General features: G+C 53.2%; 16 protein-coding genes, 1 tRNA gene and 1 pseudogene. 9 read left to right on the plus strand and 9 right to left on the minus strand.

All coding sequences use genetic code 11. The features are described from left to right. Positions 1–100: 100 nt before the first annotated feature. From gltB to ACR3E7_RS13535, 3 genes are read right to left on the minus strand one after another with little or no spacing between them, the layout of a single operon-like run. On the minus strand, positions 101–4,633 hold the full coding sequence (gltB, locus tag ACR3E7_RS13525) for a glutamate synthase large subunit (protein WP_480506057.1): 4,533 nt from the start codon (positions 4,631–4,633) through the stop codon (positions 101–103). Next, positions 4,630–5,064 (minus strand): GFA family protein, encoded by a 435-nt coding sequence (locus ACR3E7_RS13530; RefSeq protein WP_170771505.1) that lies wholly within the window; start codon positions 5,062–5,064, stop codon positions 4,630–4,632. The genes gltB and ACR3E7_RS13530 overlap by 4 nt, the downstream gene beginning before the upstream one ends. A gap of 23 nt (positions 5,065–5,087) precedes the next feature. Then, positions 5,088–6,521, minus strand: a complete 1,434-nt coding sequence (locus ACR3E7_RS13535) for an NAD(P)-dependent oxidoreductase (protein WP_480506055.1) — start codon at positions 6,519–6,521, stop codon at positions 5,088–5,090. Between the two features lie 230 nt (positions 6,522–6,751). Between ACR3E7_RS13535 and ACR3E7_RS13540 the strand changes: the two genes are divergently transcribed. Continuing rightward, on the plus strand, positions 6,752–7,555 hold the full coding sequence (locus ACR3E7_RS13540) for an undecaprenyl-diphosphate phosphatase (RefSeq protein ID WP_480506053.1): 804 nt from the start codon (positions 6,752–6,754) through the stop codon (positions 7,553–7,555). Here the strand turns inward: ACR3E7_RS13540 and ACR3E7_RS13545 are convergent, their stop codons facing one another. Further along, positions 7,556–8,539 (minus strand): complex I NDUFA9 subunit family protein, encoded by a 984-nt coding sequence (locus tag ACR3E7_RS13545; RefSeq protein ID WP_480506051.1) that lies wholly within the window; start codon positions 8,537–8,539, stop codon positions 7,556–7,558. Between the two features lie 199 nt (positions 8,540–8,738). Between ACR3E7_RS13545 and ACR3E7_RS13550 the strand changes: the two genes are divergently transcribed. Together ACR3E7_RS13550 and ACR3E7_RS13555 are read left to right on the plus strand one after the other, a co-directional pair. Beyond that, positions 8,739–8,825: transfer RNA gene (locus ACR3E7_RS13550), tRNA-Leu, on the plus strand. Between the two features lie 63 nt (positions 8,826–8,888). Further along, complete coding sequence (locus ACR3E7_RS13555; RefSeq protein WP_480506049.1) at positions 8,889–10,079, plus strand: DUF6538 domain-containing protein; 1,191 nt, start codon at positions 8,889–8,891, stop codon at positions 10,077–10,079. A gap of 755 nt (positions 10,080–10,834) precedes the next feature. Here the strand turns inward: ACR3E7_RS13555 and ACR3E7_RS13560 are convergent. After that, positions 10,835–12,118: a hypothetical protein gene (locus ACR3E7_RS13560; RefSeq protein ID WP_480719410.1), complete on the minus strand. Its 1,284-nt coding sequence runs from the start codon at positions 12,116–12,118 to the stop codon at positions 10,835–10,837. 42 nt (positions 12,119–12,160) lie between these two features. Beyond that, the gene (locus ACR3E7_RS13565; protein ID WP_480506152.1) at positions 12,161–12,523 is read right to left on the minus strand and encodes a DEAD/DEAH box helicase family protein; all 363 of its coding nucleotides are present in this window, start codon (positions 12,521–12,523) and stop codon (positions 12,161–12,163) included. Between the two features lie 312 nt (positions 12,524–12,835). Here ACR3E7_RS13565 and ACR3E7_RS13570 point away from each other — a divergent pair, with 312 nt between their 5' ends. After that, the gene (locus tag ACR3E7_RS13570) at positions 12,836–13,834 is read left to right on the plus strand and encodes an Lnb N-terminal periplasmic domain-containing protein (protein ID WP_480506150.1); all 999 of its coding nucleotides are present in this window, start codon (positions 12,836–12,838) and stop codon (positions 13,832–13,834) included. 179 nt (positions 13,835–14,013) lie between these two features. Further along, a complete protein-coding gene (locus ACR3E7_RS13575) occupies positions 14,014–15,183 on the plus strand; it encodes an alpha/beta hydrolase (protein WP_480537342.1) in 1,170 nt (389 codons plus the stop codon). Positions 15,184–15,265: 82 nt separating this feature from the next. On the opposite strand, the gene ACR3E7_RS13580 is transcribed toward ACR3E7_RS13575, so the two are convergent. Continuing rightward, positions 15,266–16,225, minus strand: coding sequence for an AraC family transcriptional regulator (locus ACR3E7_RS13580; protein ID WP_480506146.1), 960 nt, complete (start codon positions 16,223–16,225; stop codon positions 15,266–15,268). Between the two features lie 190 nt (positions 16,226–16,415). Between ACR3E7_RS13580 and ACR3E7_RS13585 the strand changes: the two genes are divergently transcribed. From ACR3E7_RS13585 to ACR3E7_RS13600, 4 genes are all read left to right on the plus strand, one after another. After that, positions 16,416–17,234 carry a hypothetical protein gene (locus ACR3E7_RS13585; RefSeq protein ID WP_480506144.1) on the plus strand — a complete coding sequence of 273 codons (819 nt, stop codon included), beginning with the start codon at positions 16,416–16,418 and terminating at the stop codon, positions 17,232–17,234. A gap of 328 nt (positions 17,235–17,562) precedes the next feature. Next, positions 17,563–18,684 carry an efflux RND transporter periplasmic adaptor subunit gene (locus tag ACR3E7_RS13590; protein ID WP_480506142.1) on the plus strand — a complete coding sequence of 374 codons (1,122 nt, stop codon included), beginning with the start codon at positions 17,563–17,565 and terminating at the stop codon, positions 18,682–18,684. A gap of 15 nt (positions 18,685–18,699) precedes the next feature. Next, positions 18,700–21,822 (plus strand): efflux RND transporter permease subunit, encoded by a 3,123-nt coding sequence (locus ACR3E7_RS13595; protein ID WP_480506140.1) that lies wholly within the window; start codon positions 18,700–18,702, stop codon positions 21,820–21,822. A 76-nt stretch (positions 21,823–21,898) separates the two neighbouring features. Beyond that, a complete protein-coding gene (locus tag ACR3E7_RS13600) occupies positions 21,899–23,587 on the plus strand; it encodes an aspartate:alanine exchanger family transporter (protein ID WP_480506138.1) in 1,689 nt (562 codons plus the stop codon). A gap of 12 nt (positions 23,588–23,599) precedes the next feature. Here the strand turns inward: ACR3E7_RS13600 and ACR3E7_RS13605 are convergent, their stop codons facing one another. Together ACR3E7_RS13605 and ACR3E7_RS13610 are read right to left on the minus strand one after the other, a co-directional pair. Further along, positions 23,600–24,118: an ion channel gene (locus ACR3E7_RS13605; RefSeq protein ID WP_480719412.1), complete on the minus strand. Its 519-nt coding sequence runs from the start codon at positions 24,116–24,118 to the stop codon at positions 23,600–23,602. Between the two features lie 34 nt (positions 24,119–24,152). Then, positions 24,153–25,276: pseudogene (locus ACR3E7_RS13610) on the minus strand (IS3 family transposase). Between the last annotated feature and the right edge of the window lie 853 nt (positions 25,277–26,129).

A 26,129-nucleotide genomic window follows, 5' to 3' on the forward strand; every position in this document is an offset into this window, starting at 1 on the left:
GTGTAGGCCTTGTTTGAAATGTCTGTTGTAGAGGTCCATGAATAAGAAAACCCGCGTACCGGAGTGGTACGCGGGTTTTGCAATTTGACTGATTGGCGACTTATTCTGCCGGAACGGCTTCAACCTCATTGGTCAGAGGATGGCTGAGCTTGTTCAGCATCTCTTTCGGGCAGACCTGCAGGAAATTGGCCTTTTCCACATCCCAATGTTGCAGGATATCAGCGGCCTTGCGGCTGAAGGTCTCAGACTGATGAGTTTCGATCAGCGTTTTCAGCTGGTCTTCCCAATGGTCCACCGTAACCGGGCAGGTCACCAGCGTTTCCATGTTCATCAGAGCCTGTGCCTTGCCTTCGGGATCGTACAGGTACGCCATGCCGCCGGTCATGCCCGCGCCAAAGTTGGCACCAATGTCGCCCAGAATCACGGCGACACCGCCGGTCATGTATTCGCACCCGTTCGAGCCACAGCCCTCGATCACCACTTTGGCGCCCGAGTTCCGAACCGCGAACCGTTCGCCTGCGCGGCCTGCTGCGAACAGGTGGCCATCGGTGGCGCCGTACAGAACAGTATTGCCGATGATCGTGTTGTCATCTGCCTTAAGCGGGCTGACCTGCGGTGGGCGCACAACGATCATGCCACCGGAAAGGCCCTTGCCAACATAGTCGTTAGCATCGCCAGACACTTCCAGCTTGAGCCCCGGAGCCGCAAACGCCCCCAGCGACTGACCGGCCGAGCCCTGCAATTTCACATGCAGGTGGTCGTCCTGGAACGTGTTCCGCATCCCGAAATTCTGCACGATATGGCTGGATACCCGAGTACCAACAGTCCGGTGCGTGTTCTGGATCGCGTAGGACAGCTGCATCTTCTCGCCGTCTTTCAGGAACCGCGCCGCATCGCGCACGATCTCGGCATCCAGCGTATCCGGCACTGCGTTGCGGTCCTTGTCGCGGTTATAGACGATGTCATGTGCGCCATCGACGGTGATCAGCAGCGGGTTCAGGTCCAGATCGTCCAGATGCGCCGAGCCACGGCTTACCTGCGCCAGCAGATCGGCCCGGCCGATGATTTCGTCAATCGAGCGCGCACCAAGGCTGGCCAGCAGCTCGCGCACTTCCTGAGCGTAGAAGGTGATCAGGTTGACGACCTTGTCGGCATTGCCGGTGAATTTGGCGCGCAGGGATTCGTCCTGCGTACAGACGCCGACCGGGCAGGTGTTCGACTGACACTGACGTACCATGATACAGCCCATCGCGATCAGGGCAGCGGTGCCGATACCGTATTCCTCGGCTCCCATCATTGCAGCCATGACGATGTCGCGCCCGGTGCGCAGACCACCATCTGTCCGCAGAGTCACGCGGTCGCGCAGGTTGTTCATCGCCAGAACCTGATGCGCCTCGGTCAGGCCCATCTCCCACGGCAGACCGGCGTATTTGATCGACGTCGCAGGCGACGCACCCGTGCCGCCATTGTGACCCGAAATAAGGATGATATCCGCTTTCGCCTTGGCCACACCGGCTGCAATCGTGCCAACGCCCGAGGACGCAACCAGCTTCACTGTCACCTTACAGCGCGGGTTGATCTGTTTCAGGTCATAGATCAGCTGCGCCAGATCCTCGATCGAATAGATGTCGTGGTGCGGTGGCGGTGAGATCAGCGTCACGCCTTTGGTCGAGTGGCGCAGACGCGCAATCAGGTCGGTCACTTTCATGCCCGGCAACTGGCCGCCCTCACCGGGTTTCGCACCCTGGGCGACCTTGATCTCAAGCTCCTCACACTGGTTCAGGTATTCGGCTGTCACACCAAACCGGCCCGAGGCCACCTGTTTGATCTTGGCAGACGGGTTGTCGCCATTGGGCTCGGGCACGAAATGCGCCGGATCTTCGCCACCTTCACCCGAGTCAGATTTCGCGCCAATCCGGTTCATCGCCACATTCAGCGTTTTGTGCGCCTCGGGGCTCAGCGCACCCAGCGACATGCCCGGCGTGACAAAGCGCTTGCGGATCGAGGTGATCGACTCGACCTCTTCAATCGGCACCGGTTTGCCCAGCGGTTTGAAATCCATCAGGTCGCGCAGATGAATCGGCGGGTTCGATTGCATCTTGGCCGAGTATTGCTTCCACAGCTCGTAAGATGCGCGGTTACAGGCCATCTGCATCATGTGCATCGAGGTCGCTTCCCACGCGTGGGTCTCACCCGATTTGCGCGCCTTGTAGAAACCACCGATGGGAAGCACGTCCAGACCGCTGTCCCAGCCCTTGGCATGGATTTCCTCGGCCTTGGTCTGAATACCGGTCACACCGATACCGGAAATCCGGCTGGTCATGCCGGGGAAATACTCAGCCACCATGGCACGGCTAAGGCCCACGGCCTCAAAGTTCAGACCACCGCGATAAGAGGAGATCACCGAAATGCCCATCTTGGCCATGATCTTCAGCAGACCTTGGTCGATTGCCTCTCGATAGCGTGCGACGTTTTCGGTCAGCGTGCCATCCAGCAAGCCGCGATCAATGCGGTCAGCCAGCGAGTCTTCGGCCAGATAAGCGTTCACCACGGTCGCGCCGCAGCCGATCAGAACGGCAAAGTAGTGCGGATCAACGCATTCGGCCGAACGCACGTTCAGCGAACAGAAGGTCCGCAGCCCCTGACGGGTCAGATGCGAGTGCACCGCGCTGGTCGCGAGAATCATCGGCATCGCCACGCGACCTGCGCCCGAATCCATGTCGGACAGCACCAGATGCCCCGCGCCCGAGCGCACGGCCTCTTCTGCTTCGGCTCTAACACGAGTCAAAGCGGCGTTTAACGCGCCCCGACCGGGTTCAAAGCTACAATCTATTTCCGCCAGCGGCGAACCGAGATTTTCTACCAGCTTGTCCCATTGGGTGTTGCCGACAAAGGGGCTGTCCAGCGTGATGATCTCGGTCTGGCTGCTGTCTTCGTCCAGCACGTTTTTCAGGTTACCGAACCGGGTTTTCAACGACATGACGCGGTATTCGCGCAGACTGTCGATCGGCGGGTTGGTCACCTGACTAAAGTTCTGGCGGAAGAAATGGCTGAGCGGGCGGTATTGCTTGGACAAAACCGCCGATGGCGTGTCATCGCCCATCGAGGCCAGGGACTCTTTGCCGTCTTCAGCCATGGGGGCAAGGATTTGCTCCAGCTCTTCAACAGAATAACCGGCCGCGATCTGTCGCTTGCGCAGTTCCTCTCCGCTGAACTTCGCGGTTTCGGTCACGCCTGACAGGCTTTCATTCAGATCGTTGATCTTGCCAACCCATTCGCCAAAGGGCAGGGCACGGGCCAGTTTGTCCTTGATCTGCGTGTCGCGGTACAGCTTGCCACGCTTCATATCCACGGCCAGCATCTGACCCGGACCCAGCGCGCCTTTTTCCGTCACCGATGCCTCATCAATCGGCACCATCCCGGCCTCCGACCCGGCGATAACCAATCCATCACCCGTCACAACGTAGCGCATCGGGCGCAAACCATTCCGGTCGAGCCCGGCGCAGACCCAGCGACCATCGGTCATGGCCAGGGCGGCGGGGCCATCCCATGGCTCCATCACCGAGTTGCAGTAGGAATACATGTCGCGCCACGCCTGCGGCAGCTCGACCGCCTGTTTGGACCAGCTTTCCGGCACCAGCATGGTTTTCGCCATTGGAGCAGACCGGCCCGCACGCACCAGAACCTCGAAAACCGAGTCTAATGCGGCGGAATCCGACGATCCGCCCGCGATGATCGGTTTGATGTCCTCGGCGTAGTCCCCAAAGGTCGAGGATGCCATGCGGATCTCATGGCTTTTCATCCAGTTGACGTTGCCTTTCAGCGTGTTGATCTCGCCGTTATGGGCCAACATGCGGAAGGGCTGGGCCAGCCACCATTGCGGGAAGGTGTTGGTCGAATAACGCTGGTGATAGATCGCAAAGGCCGATTCAAAGCGTTCGTCCATCAGGTCGGGATAGAAAACCGCAACCTGTTCGGCCAGCATCATTCCTTTATAGATGATCGAACGGCAGGACAGCGACGCCAAATACAGGCCGGAAATTCCTGCCGCCAATGCTGCCTTTTCGATCCTACGACGGATCACGTAGAGCTCGCGCTCAAAGGTGTCTTCGTCCACACCTTTGGAGTTCGAGATCAGGATCTGCTCAATCTCGGGCCGGGTCGCATTGGCCTTTTCACCCAGGCAGGTCACATCGACCGGCACGTGACGCCAGCCATAGATGTAGTAACCCATGCGCAGCACTTCGGTTTCCACGATGGTTCGGCACTGTTCCTGCGCACCAAAGTCCGTACGGGGCAAGAAGACCTGACCGACCGCGATCAGCTCATCCAGATTGGGTTCGTGGCCGGTGCGGCGGATCTGATCATAGAAGAAAGGAACAGGGATCTGCACATGGATACCCGCGCCATCGCCGGTCTTGCCATCGGCATCCACAGCGCCCCGGTGCCAGATCGCCTTGAGCGCATCAATCCCCGCGTCGACCACCTTACGCGACGGCCTACCGTCGACAGACACGACAAGGCCGACACCGCAGGATGAATGTTCTTCCTCCTCGGAATAGAGACCGTTTTCAGCCATCCACTGACGTTTGGCTTCTTCGGCGCGCACCCAATCGGCATCATATTTGGTCATTGGCTGTCTCCTTCTTCCGAGGGGGCGTACATGGCCTCGACCTCGGCTTTGGTCATTTGCTTGCGTTCACCTGCGAACGCGTATCCTTCGGGCTTTTTGTCGAAGTAAAGTTCAAGTTTCAGCGTGTGGCCTGTATCCTGAAACAGGCCTGCCGCGATTTGCGTGTGTCCGTGCATTTCACCTGGAAGCGTGATCCGGTACCACAGCGCCGAGCCGCAGTCAGCGCAGAAGGCGCGCTCGGCCCAATCGGACGAGGTGAAGGTCTTGACCGGCCCAAGCGCGGCGTAGCCTTCTTCGGCCTGAAAAGTAACCAGCATCGAACTTGTCCAGCGTCGGCATTGGTCGCAATGGCACGCGCCCAGCGCATCGCGCGCGGGCGTAGCGGTCACCGTGACCGCGCCACACATGCATTGGCCTTGCAACTCGGGCATTTCGAGGCTCCTGATCGCTGGGTTTATTCGGCTGCAACCGCAGCCTTGGTGTTGAACCGGTCAATGATTGCATCGGCGCAATCGCGCCCGTCGCGGATCGCCCACACGACCAGAGAGGCCCCACGCACGATGTCACCGATGGCATAGACGCCGTCCATCTCGGTCTCGCCGGTCTGGAAGGCCGCCTTGACGGTACCCCAGCGTGTCACGGGCAGGTCGGGCTGGCCGAACAGGCTGGGCAGGTCTTCGGGCTCAAATCCCAGCGCCTTGATCACCAGATCGGCGTCTTCGACATAGTCCGCGCCTTCGATCACCTCGGGGGCCTGACGGCCGGTTGCGTCGGGCTGGCCCAAGCGCATCTTCTGCACCATCACACCTGTGACGTTGTCGTCGCCGGTAAAGCCCTTGGGCGCGCTGAGCCACTCAAACACCACGCCTTCTTCTTCGGCGTTCTGAGTCTCGCGCTGCGAACCAGGCATGTTCGCGCGGTCGCGGCGATACAGGCATTTGACCGATGTCGCCCCTTGACGGATCGAGGTTCGCACACAGTCCATCGCGGTGTCGCCGCCGCCGATTACGACAACCTTTTTGCCAGCCGCGTTCAGGCGACCATTGTCGAAGTCTTCAACCGCGTCGCCGAAGCTTTTGCGGTTCGAGGCCGTCAGGAAGTCAATCGCCTTCTCGATCCCGGCCAAACCGCTGCCCGGCATGGACAGGTCGCGCGACTTGTAAACGCCAGTGGCGATGATCACTGCGTCGTGCTTCCCACGAATTTCTTCGAATTTCGTGGCGTCGACGTCGCAGTTCAGTTCAAATGTCACGCCACCATCTGCCAGCAGATCGTTGCGACGCTGCACGATGTCCTTTTCCAGTTTGAAACCCGGAATACCATACATCAACAAACCACCGGCGCGGTCATAGCGGTCATAGACCGTTACCTGAATACCGGCGCGGCGCAGCATGTCGGCAGCCGCCAGACCACCAGGACCCGCACCGATGATGCCGACGCTTTCGCTGCGCTCGGTGCCCGGAACAACGGGCTTAACCCAACCTTTGTCCCATGCGGTATCGGTGATGTATTTCTCGATCGTACCAATGGTCACGGTGCCATGGCCGGACTGTTCAATCACGCAATTGCCTTCACACAGACGGTCCTGCGGGCAGATACGGCCACAGATCTCGGGGAAGGTGTTGGTAGCCTGACTGGTCTGATAGGCCTCTTCCAGACGGCCAGTGGCGGTCAGGTGCAACCAGTCGGGGATATTGTTGTGCAACGGGCAATGCGACTGACAATAGGGCACACCACATTGGCTGCAGCGGCTGGCTTGCTCTTCTGCTTTGGCCGAGGCGAATTCGGCGTAAATCTCGTCAAAGTCTTCCTTGCGCGTGTCTGCGGCACGCTTTTCGGGCATGGCGCGATCGACTTGCACAAATTTCAGCATCGGTTGCTTGGCCACGGGTCAGACTCCATGAATTGGCTTGGTCGAGCTTCCTTAAAAGATGCAGGATCAGATGAAAAGTCATAAACACTGACCTATTTAGCGATTTCCGAAGCAAATTTTCCCATGATGCCCAAAAACTCTGAAAAAATAGATCCGATTCGGACCTATAAGTGTCCTTTCCTTTTCAACGCAGCACTTATACCCATGAATCGCATAAAACACGTGGCAATGGCACGGGCAGGTTCATGAGTCTTTTTCAGCTGATTCTTGTGGCAATCATTCAGGGCGTCACCGAATTCCTGCCGATCTCATCCTCGGGCCACCTGATTCTTCTGCCCAGCCTGACCGGCCTGCAAGATCAGGGTTTGGCTATAGACGTAGCGGTTCATGTGGGAACTTTGGGTGCCGTGGTCCTGTATTTCTGGCCCGACGTAAAGTCCGCGGCGGCGGGGCTGCCCCGCGCGCTGCGCGGTAAAACGGACACTGAACAAGCGCGACTGGCCTTGGGGCTGATCGTTTCGACCATCCCGACGGTAATCCTTGGGGCGGTCCTGTTTCAAAGCGGACTCAGCCAATCCCTGCGCTCGATGGCGATAATCGGATGGACCATGCTGGGCTTTGGGCTGTTGCTTTATTGGATGGATCAGAAAGGCCCGCAGACAAAAGAAGCCAAGGACTGGGGACTGAAAGATGCAGCCATCATGGGGCTGTGGCAGATGCTGGCGCTGATCCCCGGCACGTCGCGGTCCGGCATCACAATCACCGGCGCACGGCATCTTGGGTATACGCGAGAAGAAGGCGCACGGATCGCAATGCTGATGTCGATCCCGACGATCCTGGCATCGGGCATCCTGCTGTCGGTCGATGTGATCAAAGAGGCCGACCTGAGGCTGGCCATCGACGGCGCCATCGCCGCCCTTTTTGCCTTTGCCGCCGCCTTGCTAGCGCTATCCCTGATGATGCGCCTGCTGCGCAGTGTCAGCTTTACGCCTTACGTGATCTACCGCGTTTGTCTGGGCGTGATCCTGCTGATCATCGCCTACAGCTAATCAGGTGCGCAGATTGTCGGCCGATCTCTGGATCTCGTCATACTGACCCGAGGGGCGGAACTTCCACAGATAGTCCGGAAGAACCGATTCCAGCGTGGCGGGTTCAATCCCCAGATCGGCAAAACCCTTGGCACCGTCCGACACGACATTGTCGCGCCGCAGGTTCTTTAGCTGATCGCGAGTCAGGATGTTGTTCGGGAACAACTGGAAACTTACGAACTTCACAATATCAAGGACGCCGGCCATGATCCGGGCCAAAAAGAACGGCATCCCGAGAATGATGCGGCGGCGATGGATCACATCAAGCATCTGCTGCATGAGCGCGCGGAAGGATTTCACCTCGGGCCCGCCCAGCTCATAAGTGCCAGCCTTGGCTTGTCCCAAAACGCCCTGCACAGCGGCTTTGGCTACATCATCCACATACACAGGCTGGAATTTCGTCTCAGCGCCCACCAGCGGCAGGAATGGCCCCATGCGGGTCATCCCGGCAAAGCGGTTGAAGAACTGATCCTCGGTCCCGAAAATGACCGAGGGGCGCAAGATCACGGCACCGGGCATATGTTCCAGTACGCCGGCTTCACCCTGTGCCTTTGTCTGCGCATATTCGCTGTCCGAGTCCGCATCCGCGCCGATGGCCGAGATATGGACCATCGTCGCGATCCCCTGCTTGGCCGCAATCCGTGCGATCCGTTCGGCACCTTCGGCCTGAACGGCGTCAAACGCGTTCTTGCCCAGCTCGTTCAGCACACCCACGCAGTTCACCACCGCATCCGCGCCCTGCATAGCCGCTGCGACCGAGGCATCGTCGCGGATATTGCAAAGAATAGGTTCGACCTGCCCGACCACGCCATAGGGTTTGACAAACATCGCCTCGTTCGGACGGCGCACCGCTACCCGAACACGCCACCCTTCGCCTGCCATGCGCCGCGCGACATACCGGCCGACAAACCCAGATCCGCCATAAATCGTGACCAGTTTTGACATAGAAGGGCTCCTGTTTTTAGGTCCAGATCCGATCTACCGCCCAAAAGGTCGCGGAACAAGGCGCAATAACGCCGCGTGCAAGGGAAAAACCCCACCATTCTCAGGGGTGTTCCGTATGCGGTCAAAAAACTTTCAAAAAACTTCCCGAATCCGGTTGACGCCCCTCGCCAGTGGGCTTAAACGCCCCTCCACGACACCTGCCCAGGTGGCGGAATTGGTAGACGCGCTAGCTTCAGGTGCTAGTGTCCGTATGGACGTGGAGGTTCGAGTCCTCTCCTGGGCACCAAATCCCCCCGATAACATATTGATTGTCCTCAGTTTACTTGTGGTAACTGCGCGGGTGTAGGACATGGCGTATGACATTTCGGTCCCCTTTTCGTTCACTAAGAACGGCATCTACTATTTCGAACGGCGAGTCCCACGAGACCTTCTGAGGCACTACTCAGCCAGTAAGATATCGTTCTCTCTCAGGACGCGGTCATCAACGGTCGCAGCTTCAAGGGCGACAAAAGCCGCACAACAACTCGACGAGTACTGGTATCATCTTCGAATTCGTGACGTTGCCCTTCCCGGTAAACACTTGTTACGCATGACGCACAACGGACATACCGCGCTTGGTGGAGCCAAAGCCGCTACGCCTGATGTGGCCGGTACAATGCTCTCAGAGGCAGTATCGATCTACCTTAAGCTCAAAGGACAAGGGCGCCCTGTCACCTTCCACAGAGCAGCGGAGCGGTCCTGCGGCTACGTCATTGATGTGTGCGGGGATATGGACATCACGTCCTACACAAAGGCCAATGCAAATGCGTTCCGCGATGAACTAATCAAGCGCGGTCTCGCGGGTAGCAGCATTACACGTGTTTTCGGAACTGTCCGGTCGGTAATCAATTTCGCAGCCAGTGAAGTTGGCATCGACTTATCCAACCCGTTTGGGAAGGTCTATTTCGACCGGAACGCTGGAGTAGAAGGTCGAGAACCGCTGCCGCTAGATGCTATCCACACGGTTCAGGCGGAGTGCCGCAAACTGGACGACGATCTGCGCTGGCTGGTCGCGTTAGTGTCCGACACAGGGATGCGTCTTGCAGAAGCAACCGGACTTCTGAAAGAAGACATCAGGCTTGATGACCCGATCCCACATTTGGTTATTAGGGAGCATCCATGGCGGAGACTAAAGACATCTGGCAGCATCCGCGAGGTTCCTTTAGTCGGAGAAGCGCTTTGGGCCGCCAATAGGGTTCGTGAGAACACCGCAGACAGTCCATTCGCCTTTCCTAGATACAACAGGGGCGAACAGACCAATGCAAACTCAGCGAGCGCTGCGTTGAATAAGTGGCTGAAAGCACTCACGTCGTCGAAGGGGACGATGCATAGCTTTCGCCATTCCATGCGGGACCGGCTTAGGGCAGTTGAATGCCCTTCGGATGTCGTGGATCAGATTGGCGGTTGGCAGACTGAAGGCGTCGGACAGGCGTATGGTAGAGGCTATCCGATATCGGTCCTAGCCAATTGGTTGCTTCAGATCACACTGGAGCAGAGCTAGTTGCTTCTTTCGAAGATGAGCTTAGCCTTCTTTTTCAGCAGTTCAATTTGATCGGCAGTACTCAGTTAGGCCAAGAGTAACTCGCCATGTCCTACACCCGCGCAGTTACCACAAGTAAACTGAGGACAATCAATATGTTATCGGGGGGATTTGGCGCCCAGGAGAAGCTGTGTCTCTTGGTTCCGTTCCCGTTACAGGCATCGTGACCTATGATTGTCTCAGTAAAAGAAGGGGTATCATTGAGGACGAATCCCGGTCAACAGGCACGTTCTGTCCTACGGTTTGTCCTACGCCTCAGGACACCCTCAATATGGCCACCCATGACACGTTGAGCTCCATCCTCTCGCCCGAAATGCTGCACTAAGACCGCTACTGAATTCGCACCCCCCCCACGGGGGGAGTATCAGAACTGGGGTGAGTGGTATTGGCTGCGTAGATCCCCAGCCATTTTTTTGAATGCACACTACCAGACACTGAAGTCCGCTTATGACCGGGCCAGGCGGACGCCCCTGTTTTTTGTTTGTCCCTAAGGGCTTCTTCGGCCCCTAGGATGTTCTTAGAGCACTATGAGCTATTGGCGCAGTCAAAAGCCAAGACCTATAACTGTTAATAGGTTTAGGCTGCTAAACTAGACGGCCTTTCGGTCCTGACAAAGCGGGCCTTAGTTCCTCCGCGACCTTTGGTGCCGTGCACAAAGGACCAACCAAGCATTGTCCAAGCTGCATTGCTCTTTGCCAGCCTAGTTCCCCTTGTCTTCAGATTTGAATCGCCAATAAGCTCCCCAGCTGCTCTACCTCAATTTCGTGCGTGGTCAGCGGAAGGGACTTAAGGCCATTCAAGACCTTCGTTTTGAAAGTCTCCTGACCTTTTCGAACCCCACGCCGACTGTTGTAGGCTGAGGGATCAATGTCGATGTTCGCACCCGGAAAGAGACTTTGGATCTCGTCTGGTGACACCCTGTCCTGATAAACCCATAGGCGCATTGGACCGCAACTTCCGTCCTTATTTGCGACTCGAACGCGACCACGGGCACCAAGCTGCTTGATCTGGGCCTTGTATTCGCCAGCTCTGACTTCTGCAAAGATGTCTTGGAGCGACCCCATCTGCTGATCTAGCAAAGGTTGTGTCACACGGATCTGACTGAACTGAAACGCTTTTTGCATGTGTGCGGTTTTAGGAGCGTGATGAAGACCCACAAGAATAACATCAGAACAGTCCGCATACTCATTTGAGCCAACATCAACCTTGAAGTGTGTTACTCTCACGTTTTCGACAGATCGCAAGTGGGTGATTTCGAAGGCATTAAGAGCAGACTTTGTGTGCCCCATCAGTGCGTTTGGTACCACGATTAAGACATTTGCATCTCGCGGTGTTTTGTCCAGAACCTCCGCGACAAAACACTTGTAGCGGCTAAGGTACTCTGGTGAACGTGTTAGATCATTGAATTTACTGGGCAAAGTACATGGCCAACCAGCGGCAAAGATCTCAAGATTGCAATAGTCAAGTGTATTCCCTCGATACATTCTTAGGTTTTCCTTGTACGGAGACACCTGCCACCCTTCGAGATGGACGGTAGCTGACAAGTGGATAGCGCGAGGCACATACGGAAGTTTCATTTCCGTCGTGCAAAACACCGTCCTCACTTGCCCAGCCCCATCTCTCAGTTGCACGAAAGCGCGGCCTTCGAAAGACGCAAGAACGAAGCCGACCACCTCGCGGATTATGAGTTTCGCCTCTGACGAAATTTCCATCGCTTCTATCTTTTGCAGCATTTTCGCCCAGTCTACCTTAGCTTCAGCAAGTTCCACTGAAAGGTGCTGCTTTCCGAACTCGGCCCTTTCTGCCACATCCTCTGCCCAGTCGCGTAAACGACGCAGGGGTTCGCTGAGTTTCGAGTCAATCGCGTTTGCCTCTTCCCAGGCCGTGCAAAAATCTGTCAGGCCAAGTTGTGATGCTCCTTCGAAGACAAACGGCACTTCGTCGATAATCAGCAGATCCCTGGGTCCCAACCATTCTTTAATCTCTGATCGTCCACTCAATACAAACTGGTGGGTAGCGATAACGATTCTGAAGTTCTTTAGTTAACTACGCTCGAAGTAATCGCTCGGTTCAAAGTCGACCTTGTCTCGTTTGTATTTGTCGTGTGCTCCAGTCCAAACCGCCACGTCTGCCGTCCAGCTGCTTAACTGAGCAAAGACTTGTTCAGCGGCCAATCGTGTTGGGACTGCAACAACCACTCTGATCGTGGTGTATCTAGACAAGTGCCACATCATGGCCGTCGTCTTCCCGGTGCCGGTATCACTGGCGAAGAACCAATTGCCACGATCGTCTGGGTTTGAAAAATCTACGACTTCCTCAAGAAGGTCGCCAAATTGCTTTACTGTCGCCTGAACAACTGGAGAAAAGGAATCTAGTGACGGGATTGGACGTTCAGAATTGATCACGAAGAATCTTACCTCGGATGGGTCCTCGGGAAGGCGGTTTGCCTTACTGCCGGTTGGACAATTGTGGGGGGAGTGCATTGCATGTGCAGAGACAATGAATGCGCGATGTGGGGAACACGTTGGCTAAAACACAGGTAAGTCTTAGCCGATTCTGTTCTCTATAACGTCCCTTTAATCGGCTTTACGTCCGGGAGCCTTGAGTCACACAGCGCATTAGGTTAACGCCCGCCGGCATCAGAAACCATTGTTCCGATGGACCAGAGACCAGTCATGCAATAACAATCAATCCTGACCAGTCAAATCGGGCCAACCATGCGTACAGTGCTGAATGCTCTTTGCTGTCTTTTATTGTTGTTAGTCGTCGCTTACTCAACAGTATGGGGCACTTTGGCCCTATGGTTCAAATTCTCAGGCCCAGAATTGATCCGGTTAACTGCGATCGTTTCCTTTTTCGTCGTTGGCCTCGGAACACTAGTTTCAATTTTTCTAAGAAGTAGATGGCGATGGTTGTCTGGATTCGCAGTATTTTTCGCAGCGATACTAATATGGTGGAACTCACTGACCCCACCTTCGGACGGAAATTGGTCGCCTGATGTTGTGCGGACAGTCACAGGCGAAATAAGCGGCGACACACTAACACTGAGAGACGTTCGTGCATTTGAATGGCAGTCGGCTGATACTTTCGAAGAGAAGTGGGTTACTAGAGAATACGATCTGTCTCAAATTGAAAGTGTGGACCTCTTCATGTCGTATTGGAGTGGACCGGAAATGGCGCACCTTATGCTAAGCTTCGGCTTTTCTGATGGCCGGTATTTGACGTGGTCGATCGAAGTACGTCGACAGATCGGAGAGTCTTTTTCTCCTGTGGCCGACTTTTTCAAAGCACATCCGATTGTAATGATAGCGGCGGAGGAGCGTGATGTCGTCGGGCTTCGCTCTAATGTTCGAAAAGAAAAAGTACATCTGTTCAGGCTGCGTGGTGAACTAGAGGAGCGTATCAAACTGATCAGCGCCTATGTAGAAGCTGCAAATGAAATCGCCGTGCGACCCCGCTGGTTTAACTCAGTTTTTACCAATTGTTCCCGATCAGCAATTTTAATCGCACGGCACGTTGGTATTAGGATTCCTGTCGACTACCGCGTTGTAATTAATGGATATTTTCCTGATTACCTGTATGAGCAAGGACTAACTAATACTGAGATTGATATTCAGCAGTTGTATAGTCTTGGAGATATCACAGCTAACGCACTGGCAAACGGACTGGACGAGGGTTACTCGGCGGCAATCCGCAAAGATGTTCCGGTTCCTTAGCCCTTTGTCTTGGAGAAGTCATTTTATCTTTGAGATAGTGAGTGGATAGTGCTGCTAGAGCAGAAATGACTTTTTGGCTTTTGCGGTGGAAGCCTTGAGATATAACGATAATTGTGGCCCGCTTATTTGTCCGATATTTATATTCCACTTATGTGTAATGTGCTCTGGCTACGATGCCTTTGACGGCGATATTCGTGGAAAAAGGGTTTGTGAAGTTGAGCGTCAAAAAGACCATAGATCAGTCGCGGCGGCACTTCGTATTTTCAGGGAGCGTTTTTGTCGCGACTGGGTGCAGTTCCAAAAGGAACTTAGTCGGCCTCAAACCAACAAGAGCTTTATCCAAAGCAGAAATCGATGAAAGAGGTCATAGGATCTTTATTGCTACTGTTCGCGAACCCTCAACGGTGGCGACTGAGTTTTTTTCAGGTCGTCGCGCCAATCGTCTTAACTTTGCGGCTGTAGATGTTGTAATCCCGCCAAACCACAAGACGGGCAATATCGAAAGGCCGAGAGGCAGCTCGCCAGATCCCGATAAGCATTTCGTTATCACGAACCCGCAGATATTTGACAACGATAGCAAGTTTGTAGGCACGGTAGAGAACAGTGTTTTGGCTTTGCCAAAGGGAGAACGTGCCTCTCTGCTATGGATACATGGTTACAACACAAATCTGACTGATGCAGTATTGCGGTTTGCTCAGTTTCTGGAAGACACCGGGTATAGCGGAGTGCCCATCTTATACTCTTGGGCCTCTCAGGCTCGTTTGGGTGCCTACGTCTACGACATCAACAGTGCACTCATTGCACGGGATCAGCTTGAGGAGGTTCCTGGGCTACTCAAAGACAGTCCTGTAGAAACAATAGATATCGTAGCCCACTCGATGGGTAACCTTGTTGCCATGGAAGCCGCTCGCGGCATAGCAAATCGCGGGCTTTTCAATGTCAGCGGTAAACTCAGAAGTGTTATTCTTGCGTCGCCCGACATAGACATAGACTTATTCATTGCTCAGTTATCAGCGATCCCCAAGGACAAACGGAGGTTCTATGTGCTGACATCCGAAAATGACCAAGCTCTTGCGGTTTCAAGCTTGATTGCAAGAAACCCGCGAGTGGGACAGCTAGATGCAACACTAATTTCCGAGCTAGGTTTGAACGTGATTGACCTGTCCCAGGTGCAAGACACGACCACTGTACACCATTCAAAGTTTGCTGACGCTCCCGAGGTTGTTCGGCTGATAGGGGACAGAATACTAGCAGGCGATAAAGGCGCTAAGGTTTCAGGTCGCGCTGAAGCCGTGGTTATTACCGCCAGTGGTACCATCGCTGTCGTTGACGAGGCGATATCCAACTGAATTTGGGAACATGACGCGCTTTCGGCCGGCTAGAGCCACCGATCTCTATTCTTGGGCTGCGAGTATTGTGCCACAAAACATGTTAGTGTCGGCCAAGTGTTTCTTCCGGCAGACATCCGAACACCCGTTTGTATTGTTGAGCAAAATGACCTTGATGAAAAAAACCGTTTTCAATCGCAACACCTTTGATTTGAACTTCCCCAACACTGGCGGCACTAAGTGTTTTGTGGACTTTGTTAAGGCGTATGCGTCGTAACCAGGTTGCGGGGGATATACCGATGCAATCTCGAAACGCGTAGTGTAGAGTCCGAAGGCTTACTCCGATTTCACTGCATAACTCGACCAGACCCACGGAGCAGACATCGTCCGAATAGGCGATATCGCACGCGCGACTAACGATTGCCGCGGAACGGCACGATTGTGGGGAAGCAGATTTCGAAGCCCGCGAGCTAATCAATTCCCACAAGAATAACTTTGTAAACTGGTCAAGCAGGTGTTCGATCTCAAATTCATTTGCTTGCTTCGAACGGTGCAATAAATCTTGAGCCGCGAGTCCCAGTCTTTTGCTCGCCTGCTGAGTTAGACTACTGACTGGAGGTATGTCTTCAAAGTCGAGCTCATCCCCAGTGAGTTTAAGCGCCAGAGACCGCGCTTCCGAAAAGGGAACGGCCAGATTTACCCCATCCCAGTTTGTACTGCCAATTAGCTCGGCTTCTCGACTGGGAGGTTGAACAATAATCGAACCTGTTTCGATTTTTTCACCAAAAAAAGCTGCGGGTTCAGCTTGTTCCAAAACGAGCGCTGCCGAGAAACAATCGGGCACAACTGTGCCGCGGTACACTATTTTTTGATTCCATTTCTCCCGAGCAATCTGTTTTTGACCAACTTGAAGTAAATCAAGACTGCTCTCCAAAGGACCAGCAGTCATTTGGTAGTACTCTTGATCCCAACCGACGGAGGCGTCCTGCAACTGCCCGACGTCAGACGTGGTTGTGAATGTCCGTTCAACCGACAAGTTTTTGAATAGTTCTTTGTCCCCCATCTATTCCGAATATCACATTCAGAAAATATGACATAACAATATTTCTTTGACACGTAACAGTCAGTTATTGAGGCAAATTCTTTGGTCTGTGACACGTATTTTGCACTTTTGGGATGTCGAAATTCCCCCCAACGATCGCCTTTCAATGCAAGCATGTTTTCCTAAACACGGGGCTTGGTAGGCGGACCGAATGCAAATTGGCGAGGGAAGATTGCGGCGTGTGCTCGGTGTCTTAGCAATATTGGCGGCTAAGGTTACTCTTTTCAGTAGCCAAGTTTATGCACAAGACAGCGCAGACGCTGCGGCGCAGGCCAATAACCCTCTGGCAAATTTCACGGCTTTCAACTTGCAGAACTATTATGTCGATGAGTTGACTGGCCCTAGCGAAAACGATGCAAATTCGTTCATTCTTCGCTACGCCCAACCGGTTCAGCTAGGGGAAACAAACTGGCTGATCCGCGCGTCTTTGCCGTTCAACAGCTTTCCTGTCGGCGATGGTGGGTCAACGGTGGATGGGGTAGGGGACTTTGACATCTTCGCCGCCTATCAGATCGACTTACAAAGACCAGGAGTAAGCTTTGCAATTGGCCCTTCTATTGTGGCTCCAACCGCCTCCGATGACCGCTTGGGCAGCGACCAATGGCAGTTGGGTTTGGCTAATGTCTACTTCAATGCGAAATCGACACTTTGGCAGTATGGGTACTTGCTAATTTGGCGAAGCGGCGTGGGTAGCACGAACGACAGGGAACGCGTAAACACCGCCGCATTGCAACCTATTCTGTTCCGCCAACTTGGCGACGGCTGGTACACAGGCGGGGCTCCAATTTGGACAGCAAATCTGGAAAACGGTGATTATTCTGTACCGTTAGGCCTCCGGGTCGGAAAGGTCTGGGTAAACGGAAAAACTGTATTCAACGTGTTCGTTGAACCTCAATGGTCAGTTGCCGATAGCGGGCCAGGACAACCAAAACGACAAGTGTTTTTTGCACTAAATATGCAGTTCCAATGATCGAAACGAGCGTCTGACAAAAGGACTTACTACAACGCAAAAAAGAGAGGGCCCAAGTGAAAAGCCTTAGAATCCGCCTCCCTGTTCCGTCGGGTGTTCAGGAAAGTTCTTCTGCGCCGACCAAAAAATGAGACTGCTGACACTAGTTACGTAGCTGCCTGTTAGATGACCGATTCGGTAGGGCGTTCACTAAAAGCACTTTTTATTCAAAGGTTTGAATGAGTGTTTTGTGTAGAAAAGTTAAGCGCCTACGATGAAGTCTGAGTAACGAACGGAAAGCCAAACAGCGCGGTCATCCAACCTGTCCAATTCAGTGAGAGTAAAACAAATGGAAAAAACTTGCTTTAAACAACACGCCAAGTTTTGGATGACGATTTGTTTTGTAGGTGCACTTGCAGGGTGCTTTGAAGAGGATAGTGCCGAAGCGACAGAAAAACCTGCTCGACCGGTTTTGTCGATGATCGTGGGTGACACAGAAAGGTTTCGGACTGACAGCTATCCTGGTCGAGCCGAAGCTGTACGGGAAGTGAACCTGTCTTTCGAAGTATCGGGGCGAATGATTACCAGACCGGTCGATGTGGGATCGACTGTCAGATCAGGGGAAATTCTCGGTTCTTTGGACCCGGAGCCTTATGTAGCTCGGATTCGCACAATTGAAGGGGAACAAGCTTCTCTTCAAGCGGCATTGTCCAACGCAACCACAGAATTGGAGCGCAGAGAAAAACTGCTCGAAAATGATTTTGTTTCTCAGGCCAACGTCGACGACCAAATTATGGTTGTCGATGCAGCCAAGGCAAAAATTGAAGCGACTGAAGGTTTGCTGGACGCTGCTCGTCTCAACCTAAACTATACGGAACTGAAAGCACCTTTCGATGGGATTGTGTCGGAGGTTTTTGCGGACAACTTTCAGAACGTTGTCGCGAATCAACCGGTAATGCGCATCCTGGATACTTCCCAGATCGAAATGGAAATCGGCGTTCCAGAAGCTCTTATAGGGCTGGCTCCTTTCGTGGAAGAAATCAGCGTTACTTTTTCAAGCCTACCGAATTTAGAAGTTCCTGCAGAAATTTCCAGGATAGGTTCTGAGGCGTCGCTCAGCACTCGTACGTATCCAGTTACAATTGTAATGGATCAACCTGACGAAGCCAAAATCCAACCCGGGATGGCCGGTAAAGCGACTGCTCGTGTACGACTGCCCGAGAACTGGGCGAAGACCGGTGTTGAGATTCCCAGCGCAGCTGTGTTTTCGCCTGACGGGGAAAACGCGGGAAACACTTTCGTTTGGCTTATTGATGAAGCGTCAAACACAGTTTCTCCAAAATCTGTTGAAGTAATTTCTATCGGGGGGAGGGGATTAGTTGTTCAAGGGCTTGATGCGGGGGATCGTATCGTCACTGCAGGTGTCAATGTCATAGCCGAGGGCCAAAAGGTCCGGGTCGAAGCGCCTTAAATTCTGGAGGCAGCCATGTCACTTCCGCAGATATCCATTGAGAACCGAGTTGTAACGTATTTTACGCTGTTCCTTATCTTGGTCATCGGAACTTTTAGTTATTTCCGTCTTGGCCAACTCGAAGATCCCGATTTTACAGTCAAAACCGCGATCGTGATTACTCAATATCCTGGTGCAAGCCCTGAAGAAGTTGAGCTAGAGGTTACTGACCTCATAGAATCTGCGATTCAAGAACTCCCCGAACTTCGTTTTCTTACGTCTTACTCAAAAGCTGGACTTTCAATTGTAAAGGTCGAAATCAAACAGGAGTATTGGGCGGACCGCTTGCCCCAAGTTTGGGACAAGATGCGTAGCAAGGTCCGGGATGTCCATGGTCAGCTTCCGCCAGGAGCCATGACCCCAAACGTTATCGACGACTTCAGTTTTGTGTATGGGTTCGTTCTTGCGATAACGGGCGACGGTTTCTCCTACGCGCAACTGGAAGAATACGTAAAGGCGATCCGCAAAGAGCTGGCGCTTGTTCAAGGAGTTGCACGTGTCGAAACTTGGGGAGTGCAGCCAAAGGTTATTTACCTTGATGCTTCGGAACAAAAGCTTCTGGATCTCGGGGTAACGACGGAAGACTTTGTTGCAACGCTGGCACTGCAGAACCAGGTCGTTAATGCGGGGCAACTAGAGCTTGGCGATATGCGCCTTCGAATTGCGCCGACTGGAGAATTTAAAAGCCCGGAAGATATCGGGAACTTACGAGTCCGTACAAGCTTGCTGGACAAAGCTCTGGATATTCCCGCGGATTTTGCTGATGAGGCAACTCGCCCCAGAGACCGCAGTGCTGAAACAATCGCAATCAAGGACGTTGTAGATGTCAGACAAGGTTACCTGGAACCACCCATCAATGTCATGCGATTCAATGGCCAATCCGCAATTGGGATATCAATAGCCAATGTGACTGGCGGCAATATTGTAGACACGGGACGAAATTTGGATGCGGCTTTGGCCATTGTCGAGGCCAACCTTCCCTTGGGAATTGAAATGCACAAAATCGCTTGGCAGAGCGATCTCGTGACGGAAGCCATAAACGCCTTCATGATAAACTTGGGCGAAGCGGTTCTTATCGTCCTAGTCGTTGTTGCTCTGGCCATGGGTTGGCGTATGGGGCTGGTAATAGGCGGTGCGCTTATCCTGACGATCCTCGGCACTTTCATTGTTATGTCTATACTGCAAATTGATCTTCAAAGGGTTTCTCTAGGCGCGCTGGTTATTGCTCTGGGAATGATGGTCGATAACGCCATTGTGGTCGCAGATGGTATGGCTGTCCGTTTGAAGAAGGGAATGGATCGCAAGGCGGCTGCTATTGAAGCCGCTGCCCAACCGAGTTGGGCTCTTCTGGGAGCGACAGTTATCGCAATGATGGCTTTCTACCCAATCTTCGCAGCAACCGCAGATGCAGGTGAGTATGCTGGTTCACTATTTGTGGTGGTAGGGGTTTCGCTGCTACTAAGTTGGCTTATTGCCATGACAATCACACCATTGATGTGTGTTGATCTTATCAAGATCTCGGAAGCCGATCGCGACTCATCAAGAGATCCATATACAGGCGTTGTTTTCACGATGTTCCGCGCGGTCTTGTCTACGTGCATCAGAGTGCGCTGGCTTACCGTCCTCGTTATGCTGGCAGTGTTTGGATCCGCGCTTTACGGCTTCCAATTCGTAGATCGACTCTTCTTCACTGATGCGACGCGGCAGCAGTTTATGGTCGATATCTGGGCACCCGAAGGTACGCGCATTCAACAAACTTCGGCTCTGGCGAAAAGGGTGGAAAATCACCTGGACGGAGATGAGCGTGTTTCCGGTGTTTCCACGTTTGTAGGCTCCGGAGGCCCTAGATTCTATCTGCCCGTTGATCCAGAGTTTCCTTACGAAAGCTATGCGCAAGTCATTATTAACACGACCGATCTAGACAGTGTTTATAGCCTTGTCGAAGAACTAGAGCCTTGGGTTGTGGATAACCTGCCTGAGGCAATGGTCCGAGTTCGAAAGTTCACAGCAGGTCCCGGTTTTACCTGGCCGTTCGAAGCAAGATTCTCGGGCCCGGCAAATGCAGACCCGGAAGTGTTGAGGGATCTTGCGCGGCAGGGGGTAGAGATAATTCAAAAGTCGCCCTACGCCAAAGACATCCGGACCGACATGCGCAATCGAGTCCCAAAGATCGTCCCTGAGTTTGATCAGGTTACGGGTGTTTGGACAGCAACTTCCAGAGCGGATATCGCGAATGCGTCTCGCGCGGCATTTGACGGTTTGCCCGTCGGTCTCTATCGCCAAAACGAAGATCTTTTGCCAATTATTGTCCGACGTGTCGATGATGAAAGGCAACAAACTGCCGAAGACTTTGAGCTTCTGCAGGTCGTTCCTGCCCTGTCTGTAAAAAACTTGCCGCTCTCTGCGGTAACAGAAGATATCAAAGTTGAGCTGGAAGACCCAATCATTGTGCGCTGGAATCGCAAGCGCGCTGTAACGATTCAGGCCAGCCCTAACGAAGTTACATTTCCAACGTTGTTCGAAAGTGTCCGTGAGGAGTTCGAGGCTATACCCTTGCCTCCCGGTTATCAGTTGGAATGGCGAGGGGAATACTTCGGGACAGTAGACAGTCAAACTTCGCTTCAGCCCGGTGCGGCGCCAGCTATCATAATTATCGTGTTTTTGATTGTGGTGCTTTTCAACGCTATTCGACCAGTTTTTGTGATCTTCTCGGTCGTCCCGCTGGCGATAATCGGCATTACCGTTGGCTTGCTAACATTCCTGCAACCCTTTTCTTTTATGGCGTTGCTTGGGGCCATGAGCCTCATCGGGTTGATGATAAAAAATGCGATTGTGTTATTGGACGAAATCAATCTGAATCAATCGCAGGGTATGAAACAGTATGACTCGGTAATGAACGCTGCTGTTTCTCGACTAAGTCCCGTTTTGCTTGGCGCAGGTACAACGATTCTTGGTGTTCTTCCATTGATGCAGGATATCTTCTGGGTCGCCATGGCAACGACGATGGCCGTCGGATTGGCCTTTGGGACGGTGTTCACGATGATAATGATTCCGGTCTTCTATTCGATTTACTATCGTGTGAAGGAGCCAGCAACGTAACCAATTGGGGTTATCTTTTCAGCCGGTAAAGCGACCAAAGGCGAGAACAACAATACCCTCTACAGCGGGGCAGAAGATGACTATCGATTTCTTTCAGCTTTTCTCAGCCAACTCGGTGTTGGTCGTTTTTACGATCATTGCCATCGGTTACGTGATAGGCAACGTCAAAATTGGTCAATTCGAGATAGGGATCACCGGCGGCGTATTGTTGTGCGCTCTGGTTTTCGGCCATTTTGGTTTTCAAATTGATCCGATCGTCCAGTCAATCGGATTTACTTTGTTCATCTACTCAGTTGGATGGCAAGCGGGTCCTCAAATTATCAACGTGTTACGCCAAGATGGCCTAAGCTATTTGACCATTGCGCTATTTATGTCACTGGGCTCTTTTGCATTAGTGGTTGGACTGGCGCTTGTGGTTGATTTGGAAAACGCGCTTGCCGCTGGTTTGATGGCAGGGGCATTGACGAGCACTCCTACGCTTGTAGGTGCGCAGAACGCTGTAGAAGCCGGATTGGTTCCAATACCGGCCGGTTCGACTTCTGAAGCGATAATCGAAAGCATCAGTGTTGGATACGCGATTACATATATCTTTGGTACAGTGGGTCTCTTGCTGCTTGTTAAGCTTTTGCCAAGCTTGCTCAAAATTGATCTGGTTGAAAAGGCGCAAGACTTTGCGAGGGAACGCGGCTTTGTTGCTGAGGATTCAGCGAAGGAGGCCGAGCGCCCAATTTTACGGGCTTATGAAGTTCCATCTGTCGATTACGAAAAGAAAACCGTAGCTCAAGCATCATCCGATTTTTTGTCTCAATATCAAGACTATGGCGCGATCTATAAGTTAAAGCGCGGCAACGACATAATCGACGTATCGCCAGACACAACTCTTGAACCTGGCGACAAGCTCGCATTTTTTTGCTCGCCGAAACTACATGAGAAAATTCGGGAGGAAATGAAGCTCGGCCGCGAAGTGCTAGACGAAGACTTGGTAGACGCTGTGGTCGACGTTGTTGAAGTGGTTGTCAATTCCAGCTTCGCAGTCGGTCAAACGATCGGGCAGCTTGCAATCCAACAAGAGCATGGGTGCCGACTGACGCGATTGACACGCTCGCAAATAGAAATGCCGCTGTCACCTTCGACAAGGGTCCAACGTGGCGACGTGATGTATTTGACCGGCGAGCGTGCCGCTTTGCAGCAGTTAGTTTCGATATTGGGGGTAGAAGAGCGGGCCGCAGTGGAAACCGACTTGTTGACATTTGCAGCCGGAATAGTCGTAGGGCTGTTTATTGGTCAGATAACAGTAAGAATTGGTGGAATTGACGTAGGAATAGGTAATGCCGGCGGTCTACTTGTTTCAGGGATCGCAGTTGGCTTTCTCAGGGCTAACCGCCCAACGTTTGGTCGTATGCCAGCTGCGGCGCGCTTTATTCTTATGGAGCTAGGGTTGCTGTTTTTTATGGTTGGCGTTGGCCTAAATGCCGGCGGTGGCATAATCGAAGCTCTTGGTGCAGTCGGGCCGAAACTATTTCTTTGTGGTGTTGTCGTGACGTGCATCCCACTATTGGCTGGATATGCATTTGGGCGGATCGTTCTGAACATGAATCCAGCCTTACTTTTAGGGGCTCTCACTGGTGCAATGACAAGCACACCAGCTCTCGGGATTGTTCAACAAGCGGCGAAGAGTTCCGTTCCATCCCTTGGCTATGCAGGAACTTACGCGCTTGCCAATGTACTTTTAACGGCTCTTGGAACACTAATCATGCTGCTTTGATAGTTATTCGAGCTACTTAGTGTGAGTCCCATATAGGCTGACAAGTCTCGCGATTAGTATTGCTTGGAAAAGAACTCCTACAACCGCTTCTAAGATTGACCAGATTTGAACAACCGCGTTGCTGGAGGTTATGTCTCCATAACCTAGGGTTGTGAGTGTCATAAAGCTTAAATATATGTAACTACTCCACTTTTCAGATCCGTTAGGCTCTCCAAAATCTAGAGCATGTGGCAAAACTGTATATATTATTGAAAAAATCAGTGCCCAAGCAATACCGATCAATAGATAGCAGGACACAGCATCGGCAATGACTTTCAGGTTAATATAGTCGGCTGCAATAATGGCTTTCATCAAACTGATGAACGCAAGTACCAACAATAATAGGGACAAAATATACCCTACTATGAACCAAGCGTCTCCGAAATCTAATGCGCCAGTTAAACGAACGAGTAGAGTTGCCAAAGCTGCCGCTATTGCTGCCATTTGTACTGTGGGACGAACTGCCAAAGAAAGAACAGCGCTCGTTAGCACTGGATGGCCTGATTTGACTGGTCCGACTTGATTGTTAGTGCATGACTGGCCTCGGGTCCATCTGGACGATGGTTTCAGGAGCTGGTGGCCGATAGCCGAGAGCGCTGTGGGGCCGCTTAGTGTTGTAGTGTTTCCGCCAGCCTTCGATGATAATCTGAGCCTCCCTCAGCGAGTAGAAGATCTCTCGGTTCAGAAGTTCATCGCGGAACCTGGCATTGAAGCTCTCCACATAGCCGTTCTCCCAAGGGCTGCCCGGTTCGATGAAGGCCGTCCTGGCTCCCACGGCTTCGATCCATGCTCGGACGTCTTTGGCAACGAACTCGGGGCCATTGTCGCTGCGCACAAATGCCGGCGGCCCTCTCAGGATGAAGAGATCGGTGAGAGCGTCGATCACGTCGGTCGAGTTTAGCTTCCGCTTCACTGTGATTGACAGGCATTCCCGGCTGAACTCATCGAGGATGTTCAAGGTACGGAACGCCTTGCCGTCGTCAGTGCGGCAATGCACGAAGTCGTAGCTCCAGACATGGTTGCGGTGCTCAGGCTTCAGGCGGATGCATGATCCGTCGTTCAGCCAGAGACGGCTCTTCTTTGGTTGCTTGCGTGGCACCTTCAGCCCCTCCCGCTTCCATAGCCGCTCAACACGGCCGACGCTGACCTGCCAGCCCGCATCTCTCAGCAGAACGGCGACGCGGCGGTAACCGTAGCTGCCGTATTGCCGGGCCAGTTCAATCATGTCCGCGACAAGCCGGTCTTCGTTTTCCCGGCCTCGGGAGAGTACCTTTGCGTCGATCGATGCTGCCCCAGCACCCGGCGATCCTGCGTTCTGAAACCTTCATCCTACTTCGGATCAGGTCGATGCAGGCACGCCGGCGGGCGGGGCTCAGAAGTTTCCCGGGCTGCTTCCTTAAGGATTAGCTTGTCCAGGGTCAGATCCGACACGGCTTTCCGAAGCCGTTCATTCTCTTTCTGGAGCCGTTTGAGTTCCTTAAGTTGGTCGGTTCCCATACCGCCATACTGCTTGCGCCATCGGTAATAGGTCTGCTCGGTAATGCGCACTTCGCGGATCGCATCCACGCGCTGCATACCCTGGCCGACAAGCACATCAACCTGCCGTAACTTCTGAACTATCTCCTCGGGCTTGTGCCGCTTGTTTGCCATTCTCTGTCCTCCGTTCACTATACATAACGGTGGACCTAGTCAGATGAGGCATTCCAGTATCGTTAGGACGTCAATTTTGCGGATGTTCGGCAAAGGCCAAATCCTACTCCCGCAACCAAAACTCTCAAACGGATATCAAACACTTAGCGCCACAAGAGGCGCTTTTTGCGTGTAGGGCGGATTCGCCCGGTGCTACAATGGTTGGCCCGATTTGACCGGTCCGTGTGACACAACCTTTGCTAGATCAGCAGATGGGGTCGCTCCAAGACATCTTTGCAGAAGTCAGAGCTGGCGAATACAAGGCCCAGATCAAGCAGCTTGGTGCCCGTGGTCGCGTTCGAGTCGCAAATAAGGACGGAAGTTGCGGTCCAATGCGCCTATGGGTTTATCAGGACAGGGTGTCACCAGACGAGATCCAAAGTCTCTTTCCGGGTGCGAACATCGACATTGATCCCTCAGCCTACAACAGTCGGCGTGGGGTTCGAAAAGGTCAGGAGACTTTCAAAACGAAGGTCTTGAATGGCCTTAAGTCCCTTCCGCTGACCACGCACGAAATTGAGGTAGAGCAGCTGGGGGAGCTTATTGGCGATTCAAATCTGAAGACAAGGGGAACTAGGCTGGCAAAGAGCAATGCAGCTTGGACAATGCTTGGTTGGTCCTTTGTGCACGGCACCAAAGGTCGCGGAGGAACTAAGGCCCGCTTTGTCAGGACCGAAAGGCCGTCTAGTTTAGCAGCCTAAACCTATTAACAGTTATAGGTCTTGGCTTTTGACTGCGCCAATAGCTCATAGTGCTCTAAGAACATCCTAGGGGCCGAAGAAGCCCTTAGGGACAAACAAAAAAACAGGGGCGT

The organism is Ruegeria sp. BK1, from assembly GCF_056535645.1.